Origin of the sequence: Microbacterium capsulatum, from assembly GCF_030865425.1 — a bacterium.
GTDB classification, from domain to species: Bacteria; Actinomycetota; Actinomycetes; order Actinomycetales; family Microbacteriaceae; genus Microbacterium; species Microbacterium capsulatum.
On record NZ_JAVFCB010000001.1, the window covers coordinates 136519 to 162000 of the forward strand.

A 25482-nucleotide genomic window follows, 5' to 3' on the forward strand; every position below is an offset into this window, starting at 1 on the left:
CCAGATATATTCAAGTGAATAGAAATCTGAAGGAGAGAACAGTGAGCGAGTCCAGCACCTGGTCGGGCATGCAGTTCGGCCTCATGTCGGTCAGCGACATCACCCGGAACCCGGTGACGGGCCAGACCCCCAGCGAGCGCGAGCGCATCCAGAACACGCTCACCATCGCCAAGCACGCGGAGGAGGTCGGCCTCGACGTCTTCGCGATCGGCGAGCACCACAACCCGCCGTTCTGGTCGTCCAGCCCGACGACCTTCCTCGCCGCGCTCGCCGCGCAGACCGAGCGCCTCATCGTGTCGACCTCCACGACGCTGATCACCACGAACGACCCGGTGAAGATCGCCGAGGACTACGCGATGCTGCAGCACGTGTCCGGCGGCCGGATGGACCTGATGATGGGCCGCGGCAACACCGGCCCGGTCTACCCCTGGTTCGGCAAGGACATCCGCCAGGGCCTCCCGCTCGCGATCGAGAACTACGCGCTGCTGCACGAGCTGTGGACCAAGGACGTCGTGGACTGGGAGGGCAAGTTCCGCACCTCGCTGCAGGGCTTCACCGCCACGCCGCGCCCGCTCGACGGCGTGGCCCCGTTCGTCTGGCACGGCTCGATCCGCACGCCGGAGATCGCCGAGCAGGCCGCCTACTACGGTGACGGCTTCTTCGCGAACAACATCTTCTGGCCCAAGGAGCACTACCAGCGCCTGATCGAGCTCTACCGTCAGCGCTTCGCGCACTACGGTCACGGCACCCCCGAGCAGGCGATCGTCGGCCTCGGCGGCCAGGTGTTCATGCGCGCGAACTCGCAGGACGCCGTGAACGAGTTCCGTCCGTACTTCGACAACGCCCCGGTCTACGGCCACGGCCCGTCGATGGAGGACTTCACCGAGATGACGCCGCTCACCGTCGGCTCGCCGCAGCAGGTCATCGACCGCTACGCCGCGATGCGCGACTACTACGGCGACTACCAGCGTCAGCTGTTCCTCATGGACCACGCAGGGCTCCCGCTCAAGGTCGTGCTCGAGCAGATCGACCTGCTCGGCGGCGAGGTCGTGCCGGTGCTCCGCAAGGAGCTCGCGCAGAACCGCCCGGCCTCCGTGCCGGACGCCCCGACGCACGCCGCCCGGGTCAAGGCCGTGTACGGCGACGGACCCTCGCGCGAGGCGCGACCCGGTGCGAACCGCGGCGACAACCTGACCGCGGGCTCGCCGTACCAGGACGGCGGCGCGATGCCGGCCGTCTCCGGATCCGCGTTCGGCGCGGCGGCCACGAAGGCGGCGAACTGAGATGGGCGCCCGTCGCATCGCGGTGATCTCCGCAGGGCTCAGCAACCCGTCGTCCACCCGCATGCTGGCCGATCGGCTCGCGGCCGAGACCGCGCACCGGCTCGGCGAGCTCGGCTCCGAGGTCAGCGTCGACGTGATCGAGCTGCGCGACCTCGCGCACGACATCACGAACAACCTGCTCACCGGGTTCGCACCGCCCGCGCTGGACTCGGCGATCAACACGGTGGTGTCCGCGGACGGCCTGATCGTCGTCACGCCGATCTTCTCGACGAGCTACTCCGGTCTGTTCAAGTCGTTCATCGACGTGCTCGCCCCCGACGCGCTCACCGGCAAGCCGGTGCTCATCGGCGCGAACGCCGGCACCGCCCGGCACTCGCTCGCGATCGACTACGCGATCCGCCCGCTGTTCACCTATCTGCACGCGGAGCCGGTGTCCACCGGCGTGTTCGCCGCCTCCAGCGACTGGGGCGCGAAGGCCGACGACGTCGCGCCGCTCAGCACGCGGATCGAACGCGGCGCCAGGGAGCTCGCCGAGGCGATGGCCCGGCGCGAACCCGTCGCCGACACGGATCCCTTCGACCCGGGTAACTACCTCGGCGAGGGCCGCTCCTTCGGGCACCTGCTCGGCGGGCTCGCCGGGGAGTAGGACTCCGGATCGACGTCGGGCATGTTCCTCACCACGGTGGGGACATGCCCGTCGTCGCGTCGGGGGTCGTGCGGCTGCGGGTCGTCGCGCGATCAGTACCAGTTGAAGGCCATCTCGTGCGACCAGGCGCCGCACGGGGAGCCGTAGCGGTTCTGGATGTAGCTGAGGCCCCAGTCGATCTGGGTGTCGCCGTTGGTGCGCCAGTCGGGCCCGGCCGCGGCCATCTTGTCGGCCGGGAGGGACTGGGGGATGCCGTACGCGTCGCTGTCGGGGTTGAGCGCGTCGGCCCGCCAGCCGGACTCCTGGTTCCACAGGTTCAGCAGGCAGCCGAACTGTCCGTCGCTCCAGCCGTAGTTGCCGAGCTGGCCGCGGGCGTACGCCTGCGCGCCGGCGGGGTCGACGTTCACGCCGTAGCCGCTGAGGTCGTATCCGCCGGAGCCCTGCTGTGCCGCCGCAGCGGCGGCTGCGGCGGCCTGCGCCCGTGCCTGCTCGGCGACCGCCTGACCGATCTGGTACCGGCGCACGACGTCGGCGGTGGTGTTCTTCAGCGTCGCGAGCTGGGCGTACAGCGTCGTGACGTGCCCCTGCAGATCCGCGACCGCCGCGGCCTCCGCGTCGGCGGCCTCCTGCGCCTTCTTCGCGGCCCGATCCGCCGCCGCGGCGAGGTCGTCCCTGGCCTTGCGGGCCGCCTGCGCCTGCGCCTGCAACGAGGTCGCGACGCCCTGCTGCTCGATCGCCCGGGCGCCGAGCTCCGACCACGTCGAGTCGAGCTGCTGCATGACGCCGAGGCGGGTGAGCAGTTCGTCGGGATGGGCCGAGGTGAACAGCCGCACGGCGAGCGGCGCCGTCGTGTCGGTGCGCTCCCGCCCCGCCGCGATCGAGCCGACCTGCTCGTGCGCCTGCTGCACCGCCTGCTGGGCGGTGTCGGCCTGCGCGGTCAGGGCGTCGGCGCGCCGGGAGGCGTCGTCGGCCTGTGTGCGGGCGGTCGCGGACGCCTCTCCGGCCTTGAGCGCCGCGGTGGAGGCCTCGGCGGCCTGCTTCTGCGTGGAGGCGAGCGCGGTGCTGACCTTGCCGATCTCGTCCTGCGTCGCCTGCTCGTTCCCCTGCGCGTTCTGCACGTCCTGCCAGGACGGGTAGTCGTCGGCGTGCGCGGGGGCCGCCGGCAGGAGCAGCGGAGCCGCCAGCAGGGCGCCGATGGCCGCGGCGGCCAGGACGGGACGCGCAGGTCGCCGGATCTCTGCGCGGCCCCCCAGAGCCGCCCTCGATTCGGTCACGGTTTCGACGCTAACCCCGAACCCTGTGGATCAGCGACACATGCGCGGCGGGGCGGGATCCGGCGGCGCGGTTCATCCTGCAGACACGGACGGGGGCGCCGACGATCGCTCGTCGACGCCCCCGTCCGTGCCGGTGCGGGTTCAGCCGCTCTTGCGGCGGAACTCGCGCTTGGTCTGTGCGGCGGTGTGCGTGCCGTGCACGGCGGAGTCGCCGTCCAGGTGCGCCTCACCGCGGCGGTGCTGGGCGTTCTTCTTGTCGAGCGCCTCCTTGAACTTGCGCTTCATATCCGATGCGGCGGTGTCGTCGGTACTCATGGCCGTCAGCCTAGACCCGTGCCGTCGCCCGCAGAACGGTTCGGAACCGTGTGGCGACGCCGCGGCGACCGGGAGGGGGCGCCGCGGCGGACGGACGGTGACCGGAGGCGGTGCATCCGGTGAACACTGCGCGATCGGGCCGATTCCGGCGGATCCGGGGCCGGCCGGGCGGGATCCTGAACCTGTGAGAGCAGCGATCGTGACAGAGTCCTTCCTCCCGCACATGAACGGCGTGACCGGATCCGTCCTGCAGATCCTCCGCCACCTGGAGCGCCACGGCCACGAGGCCCGGGTGTACGCGCCCGCCGCCGTCGACATGCCCCGCCAGATCGGCGGCGCCCGCATCGAGCCGATCCCGTCGGTCGCGCTGCCCGGCTACCGCACGGTGCGGGTCGGCACCTCCAGCGCGCACCGGCTGTCGGCGGCGCTCTCCCGCTTCCAGCCCGACGTCGTGCACCTGGCCTCGCCGTTCGCCCTCGGCTGGCGCGGCGTTCTCGCGGCCGAGCGGATCGGCGTCCCCGCGGTCGCCGCCTACCAGACCGACGTCGCCGCGTACACGGCCCGCTACGGCGTCTCGCTGACCACCGCGCTCGCCGAGGCGCACATCGCCCGGCTGCACCGCCGGGCCACGCTGACGCTCGCGCCGTCCACCGAGTCCGAGCAGCAGCTCGCCCGGCTGGGCGTCGATCGGGTGCGGCGGTGGGGCCGCGGTGTCGACGCGGAGCGGTTCCACCCCGAGCGCCGCCTCGCCCGCTGGGAGCACCGCGACAGCCACGTCGTCGTCGGCTACGTCGGGCGGCTCGCGCCGGAGAAGCAGGTCGAGGATCTGCGGGTGCTCGCGGATGTGCCCGGCGTGCGCCTCGTGATCGTCGGGGACGGGCCGTCCCGCCCGAAGCTGGAGACCCTCCTTCCGCAGGCGGTCTTCCTCGGCCACCGCTCCGGCGCCGAGCTCGCCGAGATCATGGCCTCGTTCGACGTCTTCGTGCACCCGGGGGAGAGCGAGACGTTCGGGCAGACGCTGCAGGAGGCGCACGCGAGCGGTGTGCCGGTGATCGCGACCGGCCGTGGCGGCCCCCTCGACCTCGTCCGGATGGGGATCGACGGCTGGCTGTACCGGCCGGGCGACCTCGAGGATCTGCGCGCCCGGGTGCAGGATCTGGCCGGCGACGCGCGCAAGCGCCGCGCGTTCGGGCGCGCGGGGCGCGCGGCCGTCGAGCAGCGCAGCTGGGGCGCCGTGTGCGAGGAGCTGCTCGGGCATTTCGACGAGGCGCGGGGGCTGCACGGCGTGGACGCCGGGCTCCGCGCCGGCCGCACGAGGAGGCCCGAGCTGCCGCGGACGGGGGAGCGCAAGCCGTGGCAGCGGTACGTGGCGCTCGGCGATTCGCTCACCGAGGGGCTCTGCGATCCGGGGCCCGACGGACGGCTGCGCGGCTGGGCCGATCGTCTCGCACTGCTGCTGGCTGCGCGGGAGCCCCTCGACTACGCGAACCTCGCGATCCGCTCCAAGCGGGTCTCCGACGTCTGCGGCACGCAGCTGGACCGGGCGCTGCAGCTGCGCCCCGACCTCGTCTCGATCCTCGTCGGTGCGAACGATCTGGTGAAGCGCCGCGTGGTGATCCCCGCGCTCGCCGCACGGCTGGAGGACGCCGTGCGCCGGCTCCGCGAGATCGGCGCCGACGTGCTCCTGGTCACACCGTTCCTGCCCGGCAACCCCGCCGCCCGGATCTACGCCCGGCGCTTCTCGGCCTGGGCCTCCGCGCTCGCCGGGATCGCCGAGCGGCACGGCGCGATCCTCGTCGACACGGATCTGCATCCGCAGCTCGCGGAGCGGGAGAACTGGGGCGAGGATCTCGTGCACCTGTCCCCGCACGGGCACCGCTTCCTCGCGTACCGGGCCGGCGTCGCGCTCGGGGTGCCGCTGGCCGACGAGCTCTCCGCGCTCGACGAGGCGCTGCACGGGATCGAGCGCGCGGGGGCCGGCGCCTGGTGGCTGCGGCACGCACTGCCGTGGGTGTGGCGGCGGCTGCACGGCCGTGCCGCGGGCGACGGCCGCAGCGCCAAGCACGACGGCTACGTGCGGCTCGGCCGCGAGCGCGGGGTGCGCGAGCCGAGCGAGGCCTGAGCGGCTCCCGCGCATTCCCTGTGCTCGCGGGCGTCGATGCCCCGCGCTGATAGGATCGAACAGGATGCCTCTGTGCGCATCCGTCCATGCTCGCGCTCCACACGGGAGAGCGAGCCTAAACAAAGAAGGAGAGACCTCTTGGAAGGTCCTGAAATCACCGCCACCGAGGCCGTGCTCGACAACGGCCGCTTCGGCACCCGCACGATCCGTTTCGAAACGGGTCGCCTCGCCCAGCAGGCGCAGGGCGCGGTCGCCGCCTACCTCGACGAGGAGACGATGCTCCTCTCCGCGACCAGCGCGAGCAAGTCGCCGCGCGAGGGCTTCGACTTCTTCCCGCTGACCGTCGACGTGGAGGAGCGCTCCTACGCCGCCGGCAAGATCCCCGGCTCGTTCTTCCGTCGCGAGGGCCGTCCCTCGACCGAGGCGATCCTGGTCTGCCGTCTGATCGACCGCCCGCTGCGTCCGTCGTTCGTCGACGGCCTGCGCAATGAGGTCCAGATCGTCATCACGGTCCTCTCGATCGCGCCGGGCGAGTTCTACGACGCGCTCGCGATCAACGCCGCGTCGGCGTCGACCCAGATCTCCGGCCTGCCGTTCTCCGGCCCGATCGCCGGTGTGCGCCTCGCGTTCATCCCCGGCCACGGCGAGAACGCCGACCAGTGGGTCGCGTTCCCGAACGTGGAGCAGGTCGCCGAGGCCGTCTTCGACCTCGTCGTCGCGGGTCGCGTCGTCACCAAGGCGGACGGCTCCGAGGACGTCGCGATCATGATGGTCGAGGCGGAGGCCACCGAGGGCAGCTGGAACCTGATCAAGGCCGGCGCCACCAAGCCCAGCGAGGACATCGTCGCGCAGGGCCTCGAGGCCGCGAAGCCGTTCCTGAAGCAGCTCGTCGACGCGCAGGCCCAGCTCGCCGCGTCGGCCTCGAAGGAGCCGGGCGTCTACCCGGTCTTCCTGCCGTACAGCCAGGAGACCTACGACTTCGTGTCGAGCCGCGCCTACGCCGAGCTCGTCGACGTCTACCAGATCGCCGACAAGATCGAGCGTCAGAACGCCGACGACGCGATCAAGGACCGCGTCAAGGCCGAGCTCGCCGCCGCCGTCGAGGCGGGCGAGCAGGCGGAGGTCGCGCTCAGCGAGTTCTCCGCCGCCTACAAGTCGGTCACGAAGAAGATCGTGCGCGGCCGGATCCTCACCGAGGGCGTCCGCATCGACGGCCGCGGCCTCGCGGACATCCGCCCGCTCGACGCCGAGGTGCAGGTCATCCCGCGCGTGCACGGCTCCGCGATCTTCCAGCGCGGCGAGACCCAGATCCTGGGCGTCACCACGCTGAACATGCTCAAGATGGAGCAGCAGATCGACTCGCTGTCCCCGACGACGAGCAAGCGGTACATGCACCACTACAACTTCCCGCCCTACTCGACCGGTGAGACCGGCCGCGTGGGTTCGCCGAAGCGTCGCGAGATCGGGCACGGCTTCCTCGCCGAGCGCGCCCTCGTGCCGGTGCTGCCGACCCGCGAGGAGTTCCCGTACGCGATCCGTCAGGTGTCCGAGGCCCTCGGTTCCAACGGCTCCACCTCGATGGGCTCCGTCTGCGCCTCGACCCTGTCGCTGCTGAACGCCGGTGTGCCGCTGCGCGCGCCCGTCGCCGGCATCGCCATGGGCCTCGTGTCCGACCAGGTCGACGGTGAGACCCGCTACGCGGCGCTGACCGACATCCTCGGCGCCGAGGACGCCCTCGGCGACATGGACTTCAAGGTCGCCGGCACGAGCGAGTTCGTCACCGCGATCCAGCTGGACACCAAGCTCGACGGCATCCCCTCCGAGGTGCTCGCCGGCGCGCTGACCCAGGCCAAGGACGCCCGCCTGACGATCCTGAACGTGCTGAACGCCGCGATCGACAGCCCGGACGAGATGGCGCCGACCGCCCCGCGCGTGATCAGCGTGCAGATCCCGGTCGACAAGATCGGCGAGCTGATCGGCCCGAAGGGCAAGACGATCAACGCGATCCAGGACGAGACCGGCGCGCAGATCTCCATCGAGGAGGACGGCACCGTCTACATCGGCGCGACCGACGGCCCCTCGGCCGAGGCCGCCCGCGCCCAGGTCAACGCGATCGCCAACCCCACCAACCCGGAGGTCGGGGAGCAGTTCCTCGGCACGGTCGTCAAGATCGCCACGTTCGGCGCGTTCGTCTCCCTGCTCCCGGGCAAGGACGGCCTGCTGCACGTCACCGAGGTGCGCAAGCTCGCCGGTGGCAAGCGCGTGGAGAACGTCGACGACGTGCTCTCGGTCGGCCAGAAGATCCTCGTGAAGATCACGAAGATCGACGACCGCGGCAAGCTGTCGCTCGAGCCGGTGCTCGACGACGCCCCGGCCGAGGCGGCCGAGCCCGTCGTGGAGGTCGCCGAGGCCTGATCCTCGTAGCCGGAAAAGGCCCGTCATGTCCGCACGAAAGGACATGATGGGCCTTTTCCGCATGCGTGACTCAACTGTTACGCAATGTTCCGCGAGGAAAGCCCTCAATGCACGTATCTGCATATGGGCTCCCTTACTCTCTAAGGGAAGCGCACCGGGGGGTGCGTGGAACACACGCAACGCAGCAGCACGGGGGTGATCGCATGCGTCTCTTCGGTGTCGGAACCGCCGGCCCGGACACGGCCACGGCCTCCGTCGCGCCCGGCGGGAGCGCCCACGGCGTCGCGCAGGCGCCCGCGCTGCAGCCGCACCCGTCCGCCCCGATCCCGGTGATCGGCCCCGGAGTCGGGACCGGCCTGCGGGTCGAACTCGGCGAGACCGGGATCCGCACCTTCCCGCTCATCCTCGGCGGCGCGGAGTTCGGCTGGAACACCGACGCCGAGACCGCCACCCGGATCCTGGACCGTTACGTCGAGTTCGGCGGCAACGCCGTGCACACCGCCGACAGCTTCGCCGCCGGTCGCAGCGAGCACATCATCGGCCGATGGCTGGCGGCTCGCGGCGACCGCGACGACATCGTCCTGAGCGTCCGCGTCGGGGCGCACCCCGACAACCCCGGTCTCGGCTCGGTCAATCTCGTCCGCGCCGTCGAGGGATCGCTGACGCGTCTCGGCGTCGACCGGATCGACGTGCTCTACCTCGACGGCGGTGTCGACGACGGCAGCACTCTCGAGGACACGCTCGCGACCGCGGAATGGCTCGTGGAGGCAGGCAAGGTGCGTGCGCTGGGAGCGTTCGCGTTCCGCCCGGAACGGCTGGTGGAGGCGCGGATCCTCTCCGCGGCCGGCTACCCGCGCATCGCCGTCCTGGATGAGCCGTACAACCTCCTGCACCGGCACGACTTCGAAGGCGACCTGCGCCTCGTCGCAGCGGCCCAGGGGCTCGCCGTGACGCCGTCGCACGCGCTCGAGCACGGGTTCCTCTCCGGACGGCACCGTTCGAAGCACGCACTGCAGGGCGTGCGCGGCATGCAGCTGCGCAGCAACATCAACCGGCGCGGCATCAAGGTGCTGCGCGCGCTGGACATCGTCGCGGAGGAGCAGCACGTGCCCGTCGCGGCCGTCGCGATCGCCTGGCTCCTCGCGCAGCGCACGGTCACGGCTCCGATCGTCAACGCCTTCGCGACCGAGCAGGTCGACGAGCTCATGCAGGGCGCCGGTGTGACGCTCGGGCGCGCGCAGATCGCCGAGCTGACCAGGGCGGCGAGCTGAGCGCACGGCTTCTGCGGGGCGTGGCATAGGCTGGAAGTCCCGGCAGGATCGTCGGAGACGAGGCGAACGGGTTGTGACGCACTACATCTATCTGGTCAGGCACGGCGAACATCAGGACGCCGAGCACGGTCTCGCCGACGGACCCCTCTCGCCCCGCGGCCGCCGTCAGGCCGAGCTCGTCGCCGACCGGCTGTCGGGTCTGCCGCTGAACGCGATCTGGCACTCGCCGCTGCTGCGCGCCGTGGAAACCGCGCGCGCCGTCTCCGAGCGTATCCCGTCGGTCGAGGCCGAGGAGTCGGCGCTTCTGTTCGACTGCGTGCCGACCGGCATGACCGAGGACACGCCCGCCGCGTTCGAGCCGTTCTTCGGATCGGTCACGGACGCGGAGATCGAGGCCGGCAGGGCGCAGATGGCCGACGCGGTCAGCGAGTTCCTCGTGCGCAAGCCGGGTGATGTGCACGAGGTGCTCATCACGCACAACTTCGTGATCTCGTGGTTCGTGCGCGAGGTGCTCGAGGCGCCGGAGTGGCGCTGGATGACGCTGAACCAGGCGAACTGCGGCCTCACCGTGATCTCGCAGAAGCAGGGCCGCCCGTGGAGCCTGCTCTCGCACAACGACCTCAGCCACCTCCCGATGGAGCTGCGCACCGGCCTCCCGGACCCGCTGACGGTCTGAGCCGTCAGCCCGCCAGGTCCTTGCGGTACCAGCGCGTCGCGTTCGGGTTGTCGTTGTAGCGGGGGATCTCGGTGTAGCCGCTGCGGCGGTAGAGATGGCCGGCGGACTCGAGCGTGTGGTGGGTGTCCAGCACGAGCGCGGCGGCATCCCACGCGCGGGCCCTCGCCTCCAGCTCTTCTAGCAGCAGGCGACCCCAGCCGCGGCCGCGCGTCTCCGGGCGCAGGAACACGTGCTTGACCTCGAACACGGATCCCTCCTCCGGCAGCGACAGGCGCCGGATGCCGCCGCAGCCGACGATCCGGCCTTCGTCCTCGAGGAGCAGGAACACGCCGTCCGGGGCACGGAACGCCGCCGCCGTCGGATACGCGGGGGAGTAGGCCCCGCCCGGGAACTCCGCCGCGCGCAGCGTGAAGTAGTCGACGAGCACGGCGTGGGCGTCCGCGTCCTCGGGGGACGCGATCCGGAACGTGGGCATGCTCCGACGCTAAGCCCCGCGGAGCCGCCGAGGGCACGCGCCGCGCTGAATAGACTGGGGGCATGACGACGCGCGTGGCCCTCGTGGGCGCCTCCGGCAAGCTCGGGACCATCATCCGCTCCGTGATCGACGAGCTCGACGGGTTCGAGATCGGCGCGGTGCTCGGCTCGCGCAGCGGCATGGACGAGCTCGACGGGGCAGGGCTCGTCGTCGACGCGTCCACGCCCGGATCGAGCGTCGAGGTCGTGCGCGCGGCGACCGAGCGGGGGATCAACCTGCTCGTCGGCACCTCGGGCTGGTCGGCCGAGCGGATCGCGCAGGTGCGCCCCCTCATCGACGCCGCCGGCACCGGTGCGCTGTTCGTCCCGAACTTCTCGCTCGGCTCGGTGATCGGCACCGTGCTCGCCACGATCGCGGCACCGTTCTTCCGGTCCGTGGAGATCGTCGAGGCGCACCAGCACACCAAGATCGATTCGCCGAGCGGCACCGCGGTGCGCACGGCCGAGCTCATCGCCGCCGCGCGCGCGGCGCAGGGTCCGGTCGACGCCCCGCACGTCGATCAGCGCGCCCGCGGGCAGCAGGTCGCGAGCGTGCCGGTGCACTCGCTGCGCCGGCCCGGTGTGATCGCGAAGCAGGAGGTCATCCTCTCGGGCGCGGGCGAGTCGCTCTCGATCGTGCACGACACCGTGCAGCCCGAGGCGGCGTACGCCCCCGGGATCCGCCTCGCCCTGCCCTACGCACGTGACCTGCGCGGCGTCGTGGTGGGCCTGGAGAACGTCATCGACCTGGGTATCCGGCCCCGCGCATGACCTCGCGCATCGGCGTCGGCCTGATGGCCGCGGTCCTCGTGCTCTACGTCGCCGTCGCGGGGTGGTACGCGGTGGCGCTGTTCTCCGGCGGACAGCCGCTCGCCGTCACGATGGGGGCGGCGCTCATCGCGCTCGCCCTGATCGGAGGCTGGGCCCTCGTCCGCGAGCTGCAGTTCGGCCTCGCCGCCGACCGACTCGGCCGTGCGCTGGACGCGGAGGGCGGGATGCCGGAGGCGCCGGAGGAGCTGTCCCCGAACGGGCGGCTGCTGCCGGCGGACGCGGAGCGGCTGCTGGCGGAGTACGGATCGGCGGCGGCCGAGTCGCCGGCGGACTGGCGCGCCCAGTACCGGCTCGGGGTGGTGCGGGATGCGGCGGGTCGTCGCAAGGACGCCCGCGCCGCGATCCGGGAGGCGATCCGCCTGTCGAAGGCGGACCGCCTCGGCTGACGCCCGAAGGGGCGTCAGCCCGGAGAAGGCTCAGGCGAGGGTCGCCTCGAGGGTGATCTCGATGCCGGTCAGCGCGGCGGAGACCGGGCAGCCCACCTTGGCCTCTTCGGCGAGGCGCTGGAACGTCTCGGCGTCCAGACCCGGGACCGAGGCGTTCACGTTGAGGTGGCTGCCGGTGATGCCGACGCCCGGCTTGAAGGTCACCGAAGCGGTCGTGTCCACGCGCTCCGGCGGGGTGCCGTTCCCGGCGAGAGCGTTCGAGAGCGCCATGCTGAAGCACGACGAGTGCGCGGCGGCGATGAGCTCCTCCGGCGTGGTGGTCGTGTCGGACCCCTCGGAGCGCGCCTTCCAGTTGATCGGGAACGTGCCCAGGTGCGACGAGGAGAAGGACACGGATCCCTCGCCCTCGATGAGACTTCCGGTCCAGGTGGCAGCGGCTTCGCTCGTGACGGACATGGGGTTCCTCCGATCGGGGGTGGGTATATGCCTGCCAGCCTATCGACCGGGTCCGGGGTCGAGGAACCGGAGGGTCAGGCGCCCGTCGCGCCGCCCGGCACGGGGACGCGACGGCTGACGATGTCGTTCGCGGCGAGGGCCAGGTGCGCCTGCAGCCGGTCGTTGCCGGAGGACAGATCCAACCCGGTGCGCTCCTCGACGCGGCGCAGCCGGTGGTAGACGCTGGCACGGTGCAGGAACAGCTCCTCGGCGACGTCCTTGATGGCGCCGCCATGATTCAGGAAGCTGCGCAGCGTGGAGAGGAGATAGGCGGATTCCGGATCGCCGAGGAGGTCCGCCATGCCGGGAGGGATGAACTGCTCCGCGAGCAGCGCGTCCTCGACGAGGGAGAGCGGGCGCAGGTGGCCCACCTCGCTCCAGGCCAGGGAGCGGTGATGCCAGCCCATCCGCAAGGCGAAATGGACCGCCGCCCGGGCCTGCCACACTGCTGTGCCGGGCGATCTCGTCACCGAGGAGCTCACGGCGACGAGCCACGGCGGCTCGTTCCCCGGGCTGCCCGAGCGGAAGATGAGATCCGACGCGAGCGCCCTGCAGCGCTCCGGCAGAGACGCCTGGGCCGGACCGGGGCCCGGTGCGTACAGGACGTAGCACGCCTTGTCGCCCAGCACCACCATCCGTCGGGAGGGCGGGCACAGGTCGCTCAGTGACGCGGCCACCGACAGGAGCCGATTCCGGTGCGGATCCGATTCCGCTTCGCTCTCGCTCGTCGACAGCACGACGGCCACCGCGACGAAGATGTCGTCGTGTAGGAGTTCGCGTCCCGGTTCCGGATTCGCCACCAGGGCGTCGATCGCGGCGCGATCACCCGTGCGGAACAGCCGTCCGAGTTCGGGATCCTGCCATTGCGGTTCCGTGAACGCCCCGCTGTCGACGAGGGCGGCGAGGGTCACCTGCGCCACCTGATGAATCCACGCGAGCTGCTCGGCGGCGAGCCCATCGAGACCTGTGAGCCACAGATAGAACAGCGGGTGCTCGTGCTCGACGGCGAGCGGGACGACGACGACCGGCGGCACACCCAGACCCGCGTTGCCGGGGAGGGTCACCGGATCGACGAGCTTCTCGAGCGATGTGAGCGTGCTCAACCGCTGCGGTGCGGGGAACGCGGCCAGGCCCGCGGCCGTGAGGTGGTCCGGGACGGCCCTGGCGCACTCGATGAGCAGATGGTCGGTGAGGACCGCGCTGACGTTCAGCGACTGACTGAACACCTGTGTCAGCTCGTTCAGATACTGCAGCGCGAAGCGCCGAACCTTGACGCTCACCGCGCTCTCCGATCCCGCGTCCCGAAGAGCTCGGGACAGTCGTCTGCGGGGATCGTACCGCGTCCGCGCGAGTCGGCACACGGCTGTCCGGCGCCTCGCGTGATCTATATGTTTGGTCTCGGAACAACCCGTCGCTGCGGACCCGAACGGAGAATGCGTGCCCAGCCCCCTCACCGGCGCCCCCTCGGGGCGGGCCGACGCGTTCGACGCCGCGCCTGCGCTCGGCGTCCTCGCCGAGGACCTGCAGGGCGCGGTCGCCTCGGCCGCGCGGCTCCGCCAGCGCGGACTGCGGCCCGTCATCGTGCAGGACCGGGTCCCGCCCGACGGTCCGGTCGACGCCGTGGTCGTCGACCTGGATCTGCACCACGCCGGCGTGGACAAGGCCGGTCACGTCGCCGCCTGGGCGGCCTGGCTGCGCGACAGCGGCTGCAGCCGGCTCGAGGTCCGCCTCAACGCAGAGCTGAACGGCGCCCCGCAGACCCTCGTCGCGGGCCTGCTCGCCGAGCAGCGCCCCGATCCGGGGGCCGCCGGGCCCTTCGACGTGCTGCTCGTCATCCCCGCCTACCCGACCTCCGGGCGGGTCTGCGTGGACGGCGCCCTGATCAGCCTCGGCTCGGGGGTGAACCTCGATGTGCGCGAGCGGCTCGGGATCCCCGGCGCCCGGCTCGTCGACCTCGGATCGCTGACCCAGGGCGGGAACGTGACAGGCCAGCGGATGCTGGACTGGATCGCCCGCGGCGAGCGCACCTTCGTCTTCGACGGCACCCTCGAGTCGCACCTGGCGACCGCGGCGAGCGCCGCCGACATGCTGCACCAGCACGGCCATCGCGTGCTCACCGCGAGCACGGGCGGCTGGCTGCGGCACTTCCCGGACCTCGGCCGCGACGGCTTCGTGCTGATCGCCCTGCCCGGGGACCTGCCGCCCGACCAGGCGCAGCTCGCCCGCGTCGCCGAGACGTACGGCACCCGCGCCCTCGTCACGAGCGCCGCCGAGTCGATGCGCTGGACGCCCGCGCAGGCGCGCGAGGTGATGGCGCATCACCGCGTGATCGGCCTCCACGACAAGAACGCGGGGGAGCAGGACCGCTGGGGACTGGCCCAGGGGATCGCCGCGGCGGCGCAGCGGCTGCTGCAGCTCTCGGCCGACGGGCCGAACCGCTGCCAGGGCGTGGTCACCAGCGGCGGGCTCACCACGACCGCCGTGGTCCGCGCGCTCGGCTCGGACACCCTGGTGCCGGACGTGGAGATCGAGCCGCTGTGCCCCCGCGCGCGCATCGCCGCGGGTCCGTTCGCCGGACTCACGCTGCTCAGCAAGCAGGGCGGCACCGGCTCGCCGGAGACGCTCGTGATGATGTGCCGTCAGATCCTCGGGATGTGACGGGCCGGGCTCGGTCCCGGTGATGCGCGCGCGGTCGTTGCGCGCCGGGTCAGGTGGCGGCGGATCCGCGGCCGAGGATCCCGGCGCGCTGCAGCAGCAGGTAGATCTGGCAGCCGAGGCAGAAGGCGAACGCCGCGTTCAGGAACGCGGCGACGAACGCCATCGCGGTCGTGATCGGCAGCGCCCAGGGCACGCCGGCCAGATGCAGGATCAGCCCGACCGCGACGACGAAGAGCCCGACGCCCTGAGCGAACCGCGGCGGCCGCGGATCCTCGAGCTCCGTCGGCGGTGCGAGCCGCGGGCGCACGGCGGTGCGGAACAGCGCGCCCCACGGCTGGGTGCGCGGCGAGAGCACGCCCCACAGGAAGAGCAGCGCGATCACGAGGGTGAGCAGGAACGCGGGCTGGGTCGCGCGCTGGGCGAGGCCGTCGGCCGCGCCCGGTCCGATGAGCCCCAGCACGGTCGCGACGAGCACGAGTACGGACGTGATCCACGCCGCGAAGCGGGGTCCGCGGGGGTCGATGCCGGCGGGAGCGGTCATGAGCGGTCCTCCTGGGCGTAGGTGTGGTCGGCGCCGTCGAGGGCCGCGAGCACGGCCGCGCGGGTCGGGACGCCGGTGAAGCGGGAGCGGATCCGTCCGTCCGGATCCACGAGCAGGGTTGTCGGGGTGGACAGCACGCGGTAGCGCGAGGCGAGGTCGGCGCGATGGGTGAGGTCGACGTCGGCGTGCACGACGCCGGGCCGTTCCGCGGCGATGTGGCCGAGCAGCCGCCGCACGTGCGGGCAGCGGGCGCAGAACTCGGTGCTGAACTGCACGAGCGTGGCGCGCGCGCCGAGCGCGGTCGGCAGGTCGGCCGGATCCACGTGCAGATCCCCGGCGACCGCGACGCCCCGCCCGTCGCGTCGGCGCAGCAGCACGCCCGCGAGGATCGTCACCGCGAGCAGCGCGGCGGCGGCGACGAGGGCGATCGGGAGCGTCATGCTCCGAGGCTACGTCCGGGCGCGGGGCCGGGGGCCGGATATGACGGATCAAGTCGGGTTCCCCGATCCGTCCCGGCCCGCGTCCGCGTCGTCGCCGGTACGCTGAAACGCATGAGCGACGCGATCCCCACGCCGTACGAAGACCTGCTCCGCGACGTGCTCGCCACCGGCACGCACAAGGACGATCGCACCGGCACCGGCACGACCAGCGTGTTCGGGCGTCAGATCCGCTTCGACCTGTCGCAGGGGTTCCCGCTCATCACCACCAAGCGCGTGCACTTCAAGTCCATCGCGTACGAGCTGCTCTGGTTCCTCCGCGGCGACTCCAACGTGCGCTGGCTGCAGGAGAACGGCGTCACGATCTGGGACGAGTGGGCCGACGCCGATGGGGATCTGGGCCCGGTCTACGGCGTGCAGTGGCGCTCCTGGCCGACGCCGGACGGCGGGCACATCGACCAGCTGCAGCAGGTGATCGACCAGATCCGCAACTCCCCGGACTCACGGCGCATCATCGTCTCGGCCTGGAATCCGGCCGACATCCCCGACATGGCGCTCGCGCCGTGCCACGCGCTGTTCCAGTTCTACGTGGCCGACGGGAAGCTGTCCTGCCAGCTCTACCAGCGCAGCGCCGACCTGTTCCTCGGCGTGCCGTTCAACATCGCCTCGTACGCGCTGCTGACCCTGATGGTGGCGCAGCAGACGGGCCTCGAACCCGGCGACTTTGTATGGACCGGCGGCGACTGCCACATCTACGACAACCACCTCGAGCAGGTGCGCGAGCAGCTCACCCGCGAACCCTACCCGTACCCGACGCTGCGGATCACCCGGACGCCGGAGTCGATCTTCGACTACGCCTACGAGGACTTCGCCGTGGAGGACTACCGGCACCACCCGGCGATCCGGGCGGCGGTGGCCGTATGACCCGGACCGGACTCGTCTGGGCCGAGGCGCACGGCGGCGTGATCGGCGCCGGCGGGGTGATGCCGTGGCACCTGCCGGAGGATCTCGTGCACTTCAAGGCGCTCACCATGACCGCCCCGGTGATCATGGGCCGGCGCACCTGGGAATCGCTCCCGGAGCGGTTCCGCCCGCTGCCGGGCCGAGACAACGTCGTGATCACCCGGCAGCCCGACTGGAGCGCCGCGGGCGCCCGCAGGGCCGGCACGATCGCCGAGGCGACCGACGGGCTGGACGAGGCCTGGATCATCGGCGGCGGCGAGATCTTCCGCCAGGTGATCGGCGAGGCCGACCGCCTGGAGATCACTGAGCTCGACGTGGACGTCCCCGGCGACGCGTTCGCCCCGTCGCGCGACGGGTTCCGCCTGGTGTCCGAGGGGGAGTGGCTGACCAGCCGGACCGGGATCCGCTACCGCTTCCTCGCCTACGAGCGCTGACCGCCGCGCACCCGCTCGCCGCACGCCGACCGCCGAAGGAGGCATCGCATGCCCACTGCACTCATCACGGGCGCCAGCGCCGGTCTCGGCGCGGAGTTCGCCCGCCAGCTCGCCGAGCGCGGCGCCGGCCTGGTGATCGTCGCCCGGTCCCGCGACGCGCTGGACGCGCTCGCCGCCGACCTCCGCGAGGAGTTCGGGGTCGAGGTCGAGGTGATCGCCGCCGACCTCACCGAGGAGGAGGATCTGCGCCGGGTCGCGGAGCGGATCGCCGACCGGGACCGTCCGATCGACGTGCTCGTGAACAACGCCGGCTTCGGCCTGCCGCTGCGTTTCGCCGACAACGACGTGCACGACGAGGTGCGCCACCTGCGCCTGCACGTCGAGGCGCCGATGCGGCTCATGCATGCCGCGCTCGGGGTGATGCGCGGCCGCGGCGGAAGGATCGTCAACGTCGCCTCGGTCGCGGGCTTCCTCTCCCGCTCCACCTACTCGGCGTGCAAGGGCTGGCTGATCGGGTTCAGCCGGTGGGCGAACGCCGAGTACGCCGCGGACGGGGTCACCGTGACCGCGGTCTGCCCCGGATTCGTGCACACGACCTTCCACGCCCGGATGGGCCTCGAGCCCGGGCGCGAGGGCGTCCCGCGGGTGCTGTGGCTGGACGCCGAGGACGTCGTCAGGGAGGGCCTGCGCGACGCCGCCCGCGGCAGGGCGGTGTCGATCCCGTCGCTGCGGTACAAGGTCGTCGTCGCCCTGCTCGGCGTCCTGCCCCGCTCGTTCACCTCCCGCATGGCCCGTCGCGGCCGCCTCTGACCTCGGATTCAGCGGAACGGTCTCAGCGGAACCGGCCCAGGCGGATCCCGGCGAACGCGAGCGCCGCGATCGTCTCGCCGTCGGCGATCCGGCCGTCCGCCGCCATCTGCAGCGCCTCGCCGAACGGGACCCAGAAGACGTCGTCGATGCCCTCCTCGGCCTGCGTGTGCGCGCTGTCCGCGGCGGCGCGCAGCCCGCGGGCGAGGAACACGTGCTCGGGGGCGACGGCGATGCCGTTCAGGGCGTTCATCACGCCGATCGGGGCCCACTCCTCGGCCTCCAAGCCGGTCTCCTCGCGCAGCTCGCGCTGCGCGGCGCGCAGCGGATCCTCGCCGTCGCTGCCGCCCGCGGGCACCTCGACCGATCGCCCGGTCGTGTACCGCTGGATCGTGACGAGGCAGACCCGCTCCGCGTCGTCGAGCGCGACGACGAACACCGCCGGGTGCTTCATCGTGACGACCCCGTAGACGCCGTCGCCGGACGGCCCGGTCACCGCGTCCTCGCGCACCGAGATCCAGCGGTTGTCGTACACGGTGCGGGATGCGCGCGTCTGCCAGGCCATGCCGCGAGCCTACCGAGCCGAACCGAGCGGACCAGGGGAGCCCGTCCGCTCCACCGGCACAGCATGAGCATCACCGGGAACCACTACTCTGGAACCATGACGCACTCGGGCAATCCCTTCGGACAGGTGCTCGTCGCCCTCATCACCCCGATGACGGCCGACGGCGAGGTCGACTGGCCCTCCGTCGAGAAGCACATGGATCGGGTGATCTCGGACGGTGCCGACGGCATCGTCGTCACCGGCACCACGGGCGAGACCTCGACCCTCACCGACGCCGAGAAGCTGCGCCTCGTCGAGGTCGGCAAGGACGTCGCGGCCGGCCGCGCGAAGATCATCACGGGCGGCGGATCCAACGAGACCGCGCACGCGATCGAGCTGTACAAGGCCAGCGAGAAGGCCGGCGCCGACGGCATCATGATCGTCACCCCGTACTACAACAAGCCGACCCAGTCGGGCATCCTGACGCACTTCCGCCTCGTCGCGGACGCGACCGACCTGCCGGTGATCCTCTACGACATCCCCGGCCGCACCGGCGTGCCGATCAAGTACGAGACGATCCTGCGCCTCGCCAAGCACCCGAACATCCTCGCCGTGAAGGACGCCAAGGGCGACTTCTCCGAGGTCAGCCGCGTGCTGAACCAGACCGACCTGATGTACTTCTCCGGCGACGACGCGAACGTGCTGCCGCACCTGTCGATCGGCGCGACCGGCCTGATCGGCGTCACCGCCAACATCACCTCCGCGCCGTACCGCACGATCGTCGACGCGGTGAACCGCGGCGACCTGGCCACCGCCACCGCCGAGCACAAGCGCCTCGAGCCGCTCGTGCGCGCCGCGATGACGCACGTGCCCGGCACGGTGTCCGCGAAGTACATCCTGCACGGCCTCGGCCGCATCGGCAGCCCGCGCGTGCGCCTGCCGCTGGTGGGCCCGGAGGAGTGGGAGGCCGCGGCCATCGAGGACGAGCTCGCCCTCGTCAAGGACATCCCGGGAGCGGACTTCTCCGACTTCCGGCCCGACCGCAACGCCGCCGCCGGCGGCGCGCTCCCCAGGGTGCACGGCACCACCCGCTGAGGCGGGTCCGCGACGGACGGCCGCGCGCATGATGCGCACCGGATCCGATCCCGTTCGCAGGACCCCACGACAGGCTCAGGGACCGAGAAGACAATGAGGCGCGCAGCGCGCCCCGCCTAGGAGGCACCATGACCATCCCCGTCGCCGAGCCCGAGGCGCTCGCGCCCGACACCCTTCGCGTCACGCCCCTGGGCGGACTCGGCGAGGTCGGCCGGAACATGACGATCTTCGAGTTCGACGGCAAGATCCTCGTCGTCGACTGCGGCGTGCTGTTCCCCGAGGAGCACCAGCCGGGCGTCGACCTGATCCTCCCCGACTTCGAGCCGATCAAGCACCGCCTCGACGACATCGTCGGCGTCGTGCTCACGCACGGCCACGAGGATCACATCGGCGCGGTGCCGTACCTGCTCCGGATGAAGCAGGACATCCCGCTGATCGGATCCGGCCTGACCCTCGCGCTCGTCGAGGCGAAGCTCAAGGAGCACCGGATCAAGCCCTTCACGCTCACCGTGAAGGAAGGGCGGCGCGAGAAGGTCGGCCCGTTCGACCTCGAGTTCGTCGCGGTGAACCACTCCATCCCCGACGCGCTCGCCGTCGCGATCCGCACGCCCGCGGGCATGGTGCTCGCGACCGGCGACTTCAAGATGGACCAGCTGCCGCTGGACGGCCGGATCACGGATCTGCGCGCCTTCGCCCGCCTGGGCGAGGAGGGCGTCGACCTCTTCCTCGTCGACTCCACCAATGCCGACGTCCCGGGCTTCACGCCCACCGAGCGCTCGATCGGCCCGGTGCTCGACCAGGTCATCGGCAAGGCGCCGCGACGCGTGATCGTGGCCAGCTTCTCCAGCCACGTGCACCGCGTGCAGCAGGTCATCGACGCCGCGCACGCGCACGGCCGTCGCGTCGCGTTCCTCGGCCGCAGCATGGTCCGCAACATGACCATCGCGGAGCAGCTGGGCTACCTCAAGGTGCCCGAGAACGTGCTCATCGACTACAAGAAGGCACGGGATCTGCCCGACGACCGGATCGTGTACATGTCGACCGGGTCCCAGGGCGAGCCGATGGCCGTGCTCAGCCGCATGGCCAACCTCGACCACGCGATCGAGCCCGGTCCGGGCGACACCGTGATCCTGGCGTCCAGCCTCATCCCGGGCAACGAGAACGCCGTGTACCGGGTGATCGACGGGCTCACCAAGCTCGGTGCGAACGTCGTGCACAAGGCCAACGCCCGCGTGCACGTCTCCGGCCACGCCGCCGCCGGCGAGCTGATCTACTGCTACAACATCCTGCGGCCGAAGAACGTGCTGCCGGTGCACGGCGAGTACCGCCACCTCATCGCGAACGCCAAGCTCGCGCAGGACACCGGGATCGCGGAGGAGCGCACCATCGTCGGCTCCAACGGCACCGTGATCGACCTCAAGGGCGGCGTCGCCCGCGTCGCCGGTCAGCTCGACATCGGCTTCGTGTACGTGGACGGCTCGACGGTCGGCGAGATCACCGACGCGGACCTCAAGGACCGCCGGATCCTCGGCGAGGAGGGCTTCGTGTCCGTCATCGTGGTGGTCGACTCGACCACCGGGCGGATCATCTCCGGGCCGGAGATCCACGCGCGCGGTGTCGCCGAGGACGACGCGGTGTTCGACGACGTCGCCCCGAAGATCGTCGCGGCCCTCAAGGAGGCGGCGGGCAACGGCGTGCGGGACAACCACGCGCTGTCGCAGATCGTGCGCCGCACGATCGGCCGCTGGGTGAACCAGAAGCTGCGCCGCCGCCCGATGATCGTCCCGCTCGTCATCGAGGCCTGAGCCCGGCCGCGGCGCAGGTCGAACGGCCCGGAATCCCGCGGAAAGCCGCGTCACTGCGGCCCGATGTCGGTGCGCAGCCGTAGCGTGGAGGCATGCCCAGGAGCACTCCTGCCACCAAGCGTCCGGCCGCGTCCGAGAGATCGTCCTCGCGCGCGCGCTCCGGTTCCGCGTCCGGGGCGAAGCCGCGCAGCGCCGCCGCGCCCAAGAAGTACATCGACGAGGCCGACAGGCCGCCGGTGATGGCGCGCGCCCTGATGGGCATCGCGCACGGCGTCGGCGGGCTGTTCCGCGCGTTCGGGCCCGAGACCCTGGAGAAGGATCAGCGCCGCGACGGCTTCCCGTTCCTCCTCGTGCTGCTCGCCGTCGCGGGCGCCGTCAACGAATGGTTCTTCATCGGCTCGCCGGTCGCGAGCGGCATCAGCGCCTACTCCGTCGGCGCGCTCGTCGGGCGCACCGCCTTCGTCATGCCCGTCCTGCTCCTGCTGCTGGCGGGCTGGCTGTTCCGGCACCCGTCCTCGGTGCATGACAACGGGCGGATCGGGATCGGCTTCGGGCTGTTTGTGATCTCCCTCGCCGGGTTCTGCCACGTGGCCGGCGGCCTGCCGCAGCCCAGGCAGGGCATGGGGGCGCTGAGCGCCGCGGGCGGCCTGTTCGGCTGGATGCTGGGGCAGCCGCTCAGCTACCTCACCTCGGTCCCCGCCTACATCGTGCTGTCGCTGCTCGCCGCGCTCAGCATCCTGATCCTCACCAAGACGCCGCCGAACCGGATCGGGCAGCGCCTCGGCGATCTGTACGCGTGGATGTTCGACGCCGAGCGTGCCGAGAGGCCCGCGAAGGACGAGGTCGCTCCGGAGATCGACGAGGCCGACAAGGTCGACGACCCGGATGCGCTGCCCTGGTGGCGGCGCAACAAGACCGGGCGCGAGGAGGATCCGGACGACGGGCTCGGATCGCAGGACCTCACCGAGCTGCTCACCGCGCAGGACGATGTGCCCACGGTCGCCCAGGTCCCGGCCTACGACCAGGCCGTCATCAAGGACGACCCGTACGACGCCGCGACCGAGGTGCTCACCGACGTGCGCGCGGTCGCCGACTCGCTCGCCGAGCAGCAGGCCACGGCCCTCCTCGACGACGGCGACACCGGGGAGCTCCCGGAGCTCGCCGGCTTCGACGGCTTCGGCACTCCCGGGCCCGGGGAGAGGGGACCGCAGGCCCCCGTCGCGCCGTACATCCTGCCCTCGCCGGGCGTGCTCAAGGCCGGCCCGCCGTCGGTCGCCCGCTCCGAGGCGAACGATCGGGTGGTCGAGCAGATCACGCACGTGCTCACCCAGTTCAACGTCGACGCCAAGGTCACCGGCTTCTCCCGCGGCCCGACGGTGACGCAGTACGAGGTCGAGGTCGGCCACGGCGTCAAGGTCGAGAAGATCCTGCAGCTGAGCAACAACTTCGCCTACGCGGTCGCGTCGAACGACGTGCGGATCCTCTCGCCGATCCCCGGCAAGAGCGCGATCGGCATCGAGATCCCGAACGCCGACCGCGAGACGGTGGCGCTCGGCGACGTGCTGCGCTCCGCCGCGGCGCAGAAGAGCACGCACCCGCTGACGATCGGCGTCGGCAAGGACGTCGGCGGCAACTTCGTCGTCGCGAACCTCGCCAAGATGCCGCACCTCCTGGTGGCCGGCTCCACCGGATCCGGCAAGTCCAGCTTCGTGAACTCGATGATCACGAGCCTTCTCATGCGGGCCAGGCCCGCCGACGTGCGCATGGTGCTCATCGACCCCAAGCGCGTCGAGCTCACCAGCTACGCGGGCGTGCCGCACCTGATCACCCCCATCATCACGAGCCCGAAGAAGGCGGCGGAGGCGCTGCAGTGGGTCGTGAAGGAGATGGACATGCGGTACGACGACCTCGCGTCGTTCGGATTCCGCCACATCGACGACTTCAACCGCGCGGTCCGCGCCGGCGAGGTCGAGGTGCCGCCGGGCAGCGAGCGCGTGCTCAAGCCGTACCCGTACCTGCTGGTCGTCGTCGACGAGCTCGCCGACCTGATGATGGTCGCCCCGCGCGACGTCGAGGACTCGATCGTCCGGATCACCCAGCTCGCCCGCGCCTCCGGCATCCACCTCGTCCTCGCGACGCAGCGCCCGAGCGTCGACGTCGTCACCGGTCTGATCAAGGCGAACGTGCCGTCCCGGCTCGCGTTCGCGGTGACCAGCGTCACCGACAGCCGCGTCATCCTGGACAGCCCCGGCGCCGACAAGCTGATCGGCCAGGGCGACGCCCTGTTCTCGCCAATGGGATCCTCCAAGCCGTTCCGCCTGCAGGGCGCCTGGGTCGACGAGAGCGAGATCGACGCGGTCGTCAAGCACGTCACCGGCCAGGCCCGCCCGGAGTACCGGCCGGACGTCGCCGAGGCCGTCGAGGGCAGGAAGAAGGAGGTCGACGAGGACATCGGCGACGACCTCGAGCTGCTCCTCGCCGCCGCAGAGCTCATCGTCTCGTCGCAGTTCGGCTCCACGTCCATGCTGCAGCGCAAGCTGCGCGTCGGCTTCGCGAAGGCCGGCCGCCTGATGGACCTGCTCGAGTCACGCGAGATCGTCGGTCCGTCCGAGGGATCCAAGGCCCGCGACGTGCTCGTCACGCCCGAGCAGCTGCCCGGCGTGCTGGCCAAGCTGCGCGGTGACGATCCGCCGTCCGGGCAGGCGGCACCGGCCGCTCCTGCGACGGCTGCGGCTCCGGCCGTGCCGGCCGCGCCGGCGATGCCGTCGTCGACGGGCCACGCCGATGACCGCTACGGCGAGGACCCGATCGAGGCGCAGTACCGCGGCCTGCCCGAGGTCGAGTCCGAGGACGACGAGGACGCCTGGGGCCTCACCGGGCGCGACTGATGGCCATCCCTCGCCGGCTCCCCAACGCGATCACGATGGCGCGCATCCCGCTCGCCGTCGTGTTCTTCGTGCTCCTGCTGCTGGGCGGCCAGAACGGCCTGACGCAGCCCGTGCTGCGCTGGGTCGCTGCCGGCCTGTTCGTGCTCGCGATCTCGACGGACTGGGTGGACGGCTACCTCGCCCGCAGGTACGACCTGGTGAGCGACTTCGGCAAGCTGTGGGATCCGATCGCCGACAAGCTGCTGACCGGGGCGGGCTTCATCGGTCTCGCGGTGCTCGGCGAGGTGTGGTGGTGGCTGGTGCTGATCATCCTGGTCCGGGAGTGGGGCATCACCGTGCACCGCCTCGTCGTGGCCAAGGAGCACATCGTCGCCGCGGCATGGATGGGCAAGATCAAGACGACCGTGCAGGCCGTCGCGCTGTCCTGGGCGCTGCTCCCGCTGCACGTGTGGATCGGCCTGTCGGCCTGGACCGTCACCACGGCGGTGCTGATGATCGCGGCGCTGATACTCACGATCGCGAGCGGCATCGACTACGTCGCGGCGCAGGTCTGCGGGGCGCGGGCGGACCGGAACGCCGGCCGATGACCGCGGCGGCGGTCCTCGACGTCCTGCGTCGGCGCGGGCAGACCCTCGCCGTCGCGGAGTCGCTCACCGGCGGCGCGCTCTCGGCCGCATTCGTCTCCGTCCCCGGCGCCTCGGACGTGCTCACCGGCGCGGTCGTCGCCTACGCGACCCCGATCAAGGCGAGCCTGCTCGGCGTCGACGCCCAGCTGCTCGCCCGGCGTGGCCCGGTGGATCCCGAGGTCGTCGTGCAGATGGCCCGCGGCGTGCGCACGGCGCTGGCCGTCGACGGGCGCCCCGCCGACGTCAGCGTCGCCACGACCGGCGTCGCCGGGCCCACGGCGCAGGGCGGGAAGCAGGTCGGCGTCGTGCACATCGGCGTCAGCACGGGGGAGCGCGAGCTCAGCCGGGAGTTCCTCTTCCCGGGCGATCGCGCCGCGATCCGCGCAGCCGCGGTCGACGCGGCACTCGCGCTGCTCGCGGAGATCCTCGGCGCGTAGCCGACGGACGCGGAGGCGTC

The 25482-nt window shown here is 71.7% G+C and carries 25 protein-coding genes; 17 read left to right on the forward strand and 8 right to left on the reverse strand.

The features are described from left to right. Positions 1–68 precede the first annotated feature (68 nt). Both RBR11_RS00635 and RBR11_RS00640 read left to right on the forward strand, forming a co-directional pair. A complete protein-coding gene (locus RBR11_RS00635) occupies positions 69–1283 on the forward strand; it encodes an LLM class flavin-dependent oxidoreductase (protein ID WP_308487782.1) in 1215 nt (404 codons plus the stop codon). Between the two features lies 1 nt (position 1284). After that, positions 1285–1929, forward strand: coding sequence for an FMN reductase (locus RBR11_RS00640; protein WP_308487359.1), 645 nt, complete (start codon positions 1285–1287; stop codon positions 1927–1929). A 92-nt stretch (positions 1930–2021) separates the two neighbouring features. On the opposite strand, the gene RBR11_RS00645 is transcribed toward RBR11_RS00640, so the two are convergent. Beyond that, entirely contained in the window at positions 2022–3203 is a 1182-nt protein-coding gene (locus tag RBR11_RS00645) for a coiled-coil domain-containing protein (protein ID WP_308487360.1), read from the reverse strand. Between the two features lie 141 nt (positions 3204–3344). Then, positions 3345–3518: a DUF5302 domain-containing protein gene (locus RBR11_RS00650; RefSeq protein WP_308487361.1), complete on the reverse strand. Its 174-nt coding sequence runs from the start codon at positions 3516–3518 to the stop codon at positions 3345–3347. 199 nt (positions 3519–3717) lie between these two features. On the opposite strand from RBR11_RS00650, the gene RBR11_RS00655 reads away from it, so the two are divergent. From RBR11_RS00655 to RBR11_RS00670, 4 genes are all read left to right on the forward strand, one after another. Further along, the gene (locus RBR11_RS00655; protein ID WP_308487362.1) at positions 3718–5640 is read left to right on the forward strand and encodes a GDSL-type esterase/lipase family protein; all 1923 of its coding nucleotides are present in this window, start codon (positions 3718–3720) and stop codon (positions 5638–5640) included. Positions 5641–5778: 138 nt separating this feature from the next. Beyond that, positions 5779–8055, forward strand: a complete 2277-nt coding sequence (locus RBR11_RS00660) for a polyribonucleotide nucleotidyltransferase (RefSeq protein WP_308487363.1) — start codon at positions 5779–5781, stop codon at positions 8053–8055. A 203-nt stretch (positions 8056–8258) separates the two neighbouring features. Continuing rightward, positions 8259–9326, forward strand: a complete 1068-nt coding sequence (locus RBR11_RS00665) for an aldo/keto reductase (protein ID WP_308487364.1) — start codon at positions 8259–8261, stop codon at positions 9324–9326. A 73-nt stretch (positions 9327–9399) separates the two neighbouring features. Next, positions 9400–10002, forward strand: a complete 603-nt coding sequence (locus tag RBR11_RS00670; protein ID WP_308487365.1) for a histidine phosphatase family protein — start codon at positions 9400–9402, stop codon at positions 10000–10002. 4 nt (positions 10003–10006) lie between these two features. Here RBR11_RS00670 and RBR11_RS00675 read toward each other — a convergent pair whose 3' ends face one another. After that, entirely contained in the window at positions 10007–10477 is a 471-nt protein-coding gene (locus tag RBR11_RS00675) for a GNAT family N-acetyltransferase (RefSeq protein WP_308487366.1), read from the reverse strand. A 62-nt stretch (positions 10478–10539) separates the two neighbouring features. Here RBR11_RS00675 and dapB point away from each other — a divergent pair, with 62 nt between their 5' ends. Both dapB and RBR11_RS00685 read left to right on the forward strand, forming a co-directional pair. Beyond that, a complete protein-coding gene (gene dapB, locus RBR11_RS00680; RefSeq protein WP_308487367.1) occupies positions 10540–11286 on the forward strand; it encodes a 4-hydroxy-tetrahydrodipicolinate reductase in 747 nt (248 codons plus the stop codon). Next, a complete protein-coding gene (locus RBR11_RS00685; RefSeq protein WP_308487368.1) occupies positions 11283–11732 on the forward strand; it encodes a hypothetical protein in 450 nt (149 codons plus the stop codon). The genes dapB and RBR11_RS00685 overlap by 4 nt, the downstream gene beginning before the upstream one ends. A 30-nt stretch (positions 11733–11762) precedes the next feature. Here the strand turns inward: RBR11_RS00685 and RBR11_RS00690 are convergent, their stop codons facing one another. Further along, on the reverse strand, positions 11763–12188 hold the full coding sequence (locus tag RBR11_RS00690) for an OsmC family peroxiredoxin (protein ID WP_308487369.1): 426 nt from the start codon (positions 12186–12188) through the stop codon (positions 11763–11765). Positions 12189–12262: 74 nt separating this feature from the next. Further along, positions 12263–13507, reverse strand: a complete 1245-nt coding sequence (locus RBR11_RS00695; protein ID WP_308487370.1) for a PucR family transcriptional regulator — start codon at positions 13505–13507, stop codon at positions 12263–12265. Positions 13508–13664: 157 nt separating this feature from the next. Here RBR11_RS00695 and RBR11_RS00700 point away from each other — a divergent pair, with 157 nt between their 5' ends. Continuing rightward, complete coding sequence (locus RBR11_RS00700; RefSeq protein ID WP_308487371.1) at positions 13665–14885, forward strand: four-carbon acid sugar kinase family protein; 1221 nt, start codon at positions 13665–13667, stop codon at positions 14883–14885. Positions 14886–14934: 49 nt separating this feature from the next. On the opposite strand, the gene RBR11_RS00705 is transcribed toward RBR11_RS00700, so the two are convergent. Together RBR11_RS00705 and RBR11_RS00710 are read right to left on the reverse strand one after the other, a co-directional pair. Then, complete coding sequence (locus RBR11_RS00705) at positions 14935–15426, reverse strand: DUF4395 domain-containing protein (protein WP_308487372.1); 492 nt, start codon at positions 15424–15426, stop codon at positions 14935–14937. Further along, positions 15423–15866 (reverse strand): TlpA family protein disulfide reductase, encoded by a 444-nt coding sequence (locus RBR11_RS00710; RefSeq protein WP_308487373.1) that lies wholly within the window; start codon positions 15864–15866, stop codon positions 15423–15425. Before RBR11_RS00710 ends, RBR11_RS00705 begins: the two co-directional genes overlap by 4 nt. A 111-nt stretch (positions 15867–15977) precedes the next feature. Between RBR11_RS00710 and RBR11_RS00715 the strand changes: the two genes are divergently transcribed. Genes RBR11_RS00715 through RBR11_RS00725 form a run of 3 tightly spaced genes read left to right on the forward strand, consistent with a single transcriptional unit; the run spans position 15978 to position 18070 of the window. After that, positions 15978–16787 (forward strand): thymidylate synthase, encoded by an 810-nt coding sequence (locus RBR11_RS00715; RefSeq protein ID WP_308487374.1) that lies wholly within the window; start codon positions 15978–15980, stop codon positions 16785–16787. Beyond that, positions 16784–17260, forward strand: coding sequence for a dihydrofolate reductase (locus RBR11_RS00720; protein WP_308487375.1), 477 nt, complete (start codon positions 16784–16786; stop codon positions 17258–17260). Before RBR11_RS00715 ends, RBR11_RS00720 begins: the two co-directional genes overlap by 4 nt. A 48-nt stretch (positions 17261–17308) precedes the next feature. Next, complete coding sequence (locus RBR11_RS00725; protein WP_308487376.1) at positions 17309–18070, forward strand: SDR family NAD(P)-dependent oxidoreductase; 762 nt, start codon at positions 17309–17311, stop codon at positions 18068–18070. 22 nt (positions 18071–18092) lie between these two features. Here RBR11_RS00725 and RBR11_RS00730 read toward each other — a convergent pair whose 3' ends face one another. Continuing rightward, the gene (locus RBR11_RS00730) at positions 18093–18632 is read right to left on the reverse strand and encodes an NUDIX domain-containing protein (protein WP_308487377.1); all 540 of its coding nucleotides are present in this window, start codon (positions 18630–18632) and stop codon (positions 18093–18095) included. A gap of 96 nt (positions 18633–18728) precedes the next feature. On the opposite strand from RBR11_RS00730, the gene dapA reads away from it, so the two are divergent. The 5 genes from dapA (at position 18729) to RBR11_RS00755 (ending at position 25462) form a co-directional block, all read left to right on the forward strand. Continuing rightward, positions 18729–19706, forward strand: coding sequence for a 4-hydroxy-tetrahydrodipicolinate synthase (gene dapA, locus RBR11_RS00735; protein ID WP_308487378.1), 978 nt, complete (start codon positions 18729–18731; stop codon positions 19704–19706). Between the two features lie 128 nt (positions 19707–19834). Beyond that, the gene (locus RBR11_RS00740) at positions 19835–21511 is read left to right on the forward strand and encodes a ribonuclease J (protein WP_308487379.1); all 1677 of its coding nucleotides are present in this window, start codon (positions 19835–19837) and stop codon (positions 21509–21511) included. Between the two features lie 92 nt (positions 21512–21603). After that, positions 21604–24399: a DNA translocase FtsK gene (locus RBR11_RS00745; RefSeq protein WP_308487380.1), complete on the forward strand. Its 2796-nt coding sequence runs from the start codon at positions 21604–21606 to the stop codon at positions 24397–24399. Further along, positions 24399–24986, forward strand: a complete 588-nt coding sequence (pgsA, locus tag RBR11_RS00750) for a CDP-diacylglycerol--glycerol-3-phosphate 3-phosphatidyltransferase (RefSeq protein ID WP_308487381.1) — start codon at positions 24399–24401, stop codon at positions 24984–24986. Before RBR11_RS00745 ends, pgsA begins: the two co-directional genes overlap by 1 nt. Beyond that, positions 24983–25462: a CinA family protein gene (locus RBR11_RS00755; protein WP_308487382.1), complete on the forward strand. Its 480-nt coding sequence runs from the start codon at positions 24983–24985 to the stop codon at positions 25460–25462. The genes pgsA and RBR11_RS00755 overlap by 4 nt, the downstream gene beginning before the upstream one ends. Positions 25463–25482 lie beyond the last annotated feature (20 nt).

What these genes read in the sequence shown, in the direction of transcription:
- RBR11_RS00635 (WP_308487782.1), top strand. Translation starts at nt 69, where the DNA reads ATGCAGTTCGGCCTCATGTCGGTCAGCGACATCACCCGGAACCCGGTG.
- RBR11_RS00640 (WP_308487359.1), top strand. Translation starts at nt 1,285, where the DNA reads ATGGGCGCCCGTCGCATCGCGGTGATCTCCGCAGGGCTCAGCAACCCG.
- RBR11_RS00650 (WP_308487361.1), bottom strand. Translation starts at nt 3,518, where the DNA reads ATGAGTACCGACGACACCGCCGCATCGGATATGAAGCGCAAGTTCAAG.
- RBR11_RS00665 (WP_308487364.1), top strand. Translation starts at nt 8,259, where the DNA reads ATGCGTCTCTTCGGTGTCGGAACCGCCGGCCCGGACACGGCCACGGCC.
- RBR11_RS00675 (WP_308487366.1), bottom strand. Translation starts at nt 10,477, where the DNA reads ATGCCCACGTTCCGGATCGCGTCCCCCGAGGACGCGGACGCCCACGCC.
- dapB (WP_308487367.1), top strand. Translation starts at nt 10,540, where the DNA reads ATGACGACGCGCGTGGCCCTCGTGGGCGCCTCCGGCAAGCTCGGGACC.
- RBR11_RS00685 (WP_308487368.1), top strand. Translation starts at nt 11,283, where the DNA reads ATGACCTCGCGCATCGGCGTCGGCCTGATGGCCGCGGTCCTCGTGCTC.
- RBR11_RS00690 (WP_308487369.1), bottom strand. Translation starts at nt 12,188, where the DNA reads ATGTCCGTCACGAGCGAAGCCGCTGCCACCTGGACCGGAAGTCTCATC.
- RBR11_RS00705 (WP_308487372.1), bottom strand. Translation starts at nt 15,426, where the DNA reads ATGACCGCTCCCGCCGGCATCGACCCCCGCGGACCCCGCTTCGCGGCG.
- RBR11_RS00710 (WP_308487373.1), bottom strand. Translation starts at nt 15,866, where the DNA reads ATGACGCTCCCGATCGCCCTCGTCGCCGCCGCCGCGCTGCTCGCGGTG.
- RBR11_RS00715 (WP_308487374.1), top strand. Translation starts at nt 15,978, where the DNA reads ATGAGCGACGCGATCCCCACGCCGTACGAAGACCTGCTCCGCGACGTG.
- RBR11_RS00720 (WP_308487375.1), top strand. Translation starts at nt 16,784, where the DNA reads ATGACCCGGACCGGACTCGTCTGGGCCGAGGCGCACGGCGGCGTGATC.
- RBR11_RS00725 (WP_308487376.1), top strand. Translation starts at nt 17,309, where the DNA reads ATGCCCACTGCACTCATCACGGGCGCCAGCGCCGGTCTCGGCGCGGAG.
- RBR11_RS00730 (WP_308487377.1), bottom strand. Translation starts at nt 18,632, where the DNA reads ATGGCCTGGCAGACGCGCGCATCCCGCACCGTGTACGACAACCGCTGG.
- dapA (WP_308487378.1), top strand. Translation starts at nt 18,729, where the DNA reads ATGACGCACTCGGGCAATCCCTTCGGACAGGTGCTCGTCGCCCTCATC.
- RBR11_RS00740 (WP_308487379.1), top strand. Translation starts at nt 19,835, where the DNA reads ATGACCATCCCCGTCGCCGAGCCCGAGGCGCTCGCGCCCGACACCCTT.
- RBR11_RS00745 (WP_308487380.1), top strand. Translation starts at nt 21,604, where the DNA reads ATGCCCAGGAGCACTCCTGCCACCAAGCGTCCGGCCGCGTCCGAGAGA.
- pgsA (WP_308487381.1), top strand. Translation starts at nt 24,399, where the DNA reads ATGGCCATCCCTCGCCGGCTCCCCAACGCGATCACGATGGCGCGCATC.
- RBR11_RS00755 (WP_308487382.1), top strand. Translation starts at nt 24,983, where the DNA reads ATGACCGCGGCGGCGGTCCTCGACGTCCTGCGTCGGCGCGGGCAGACC.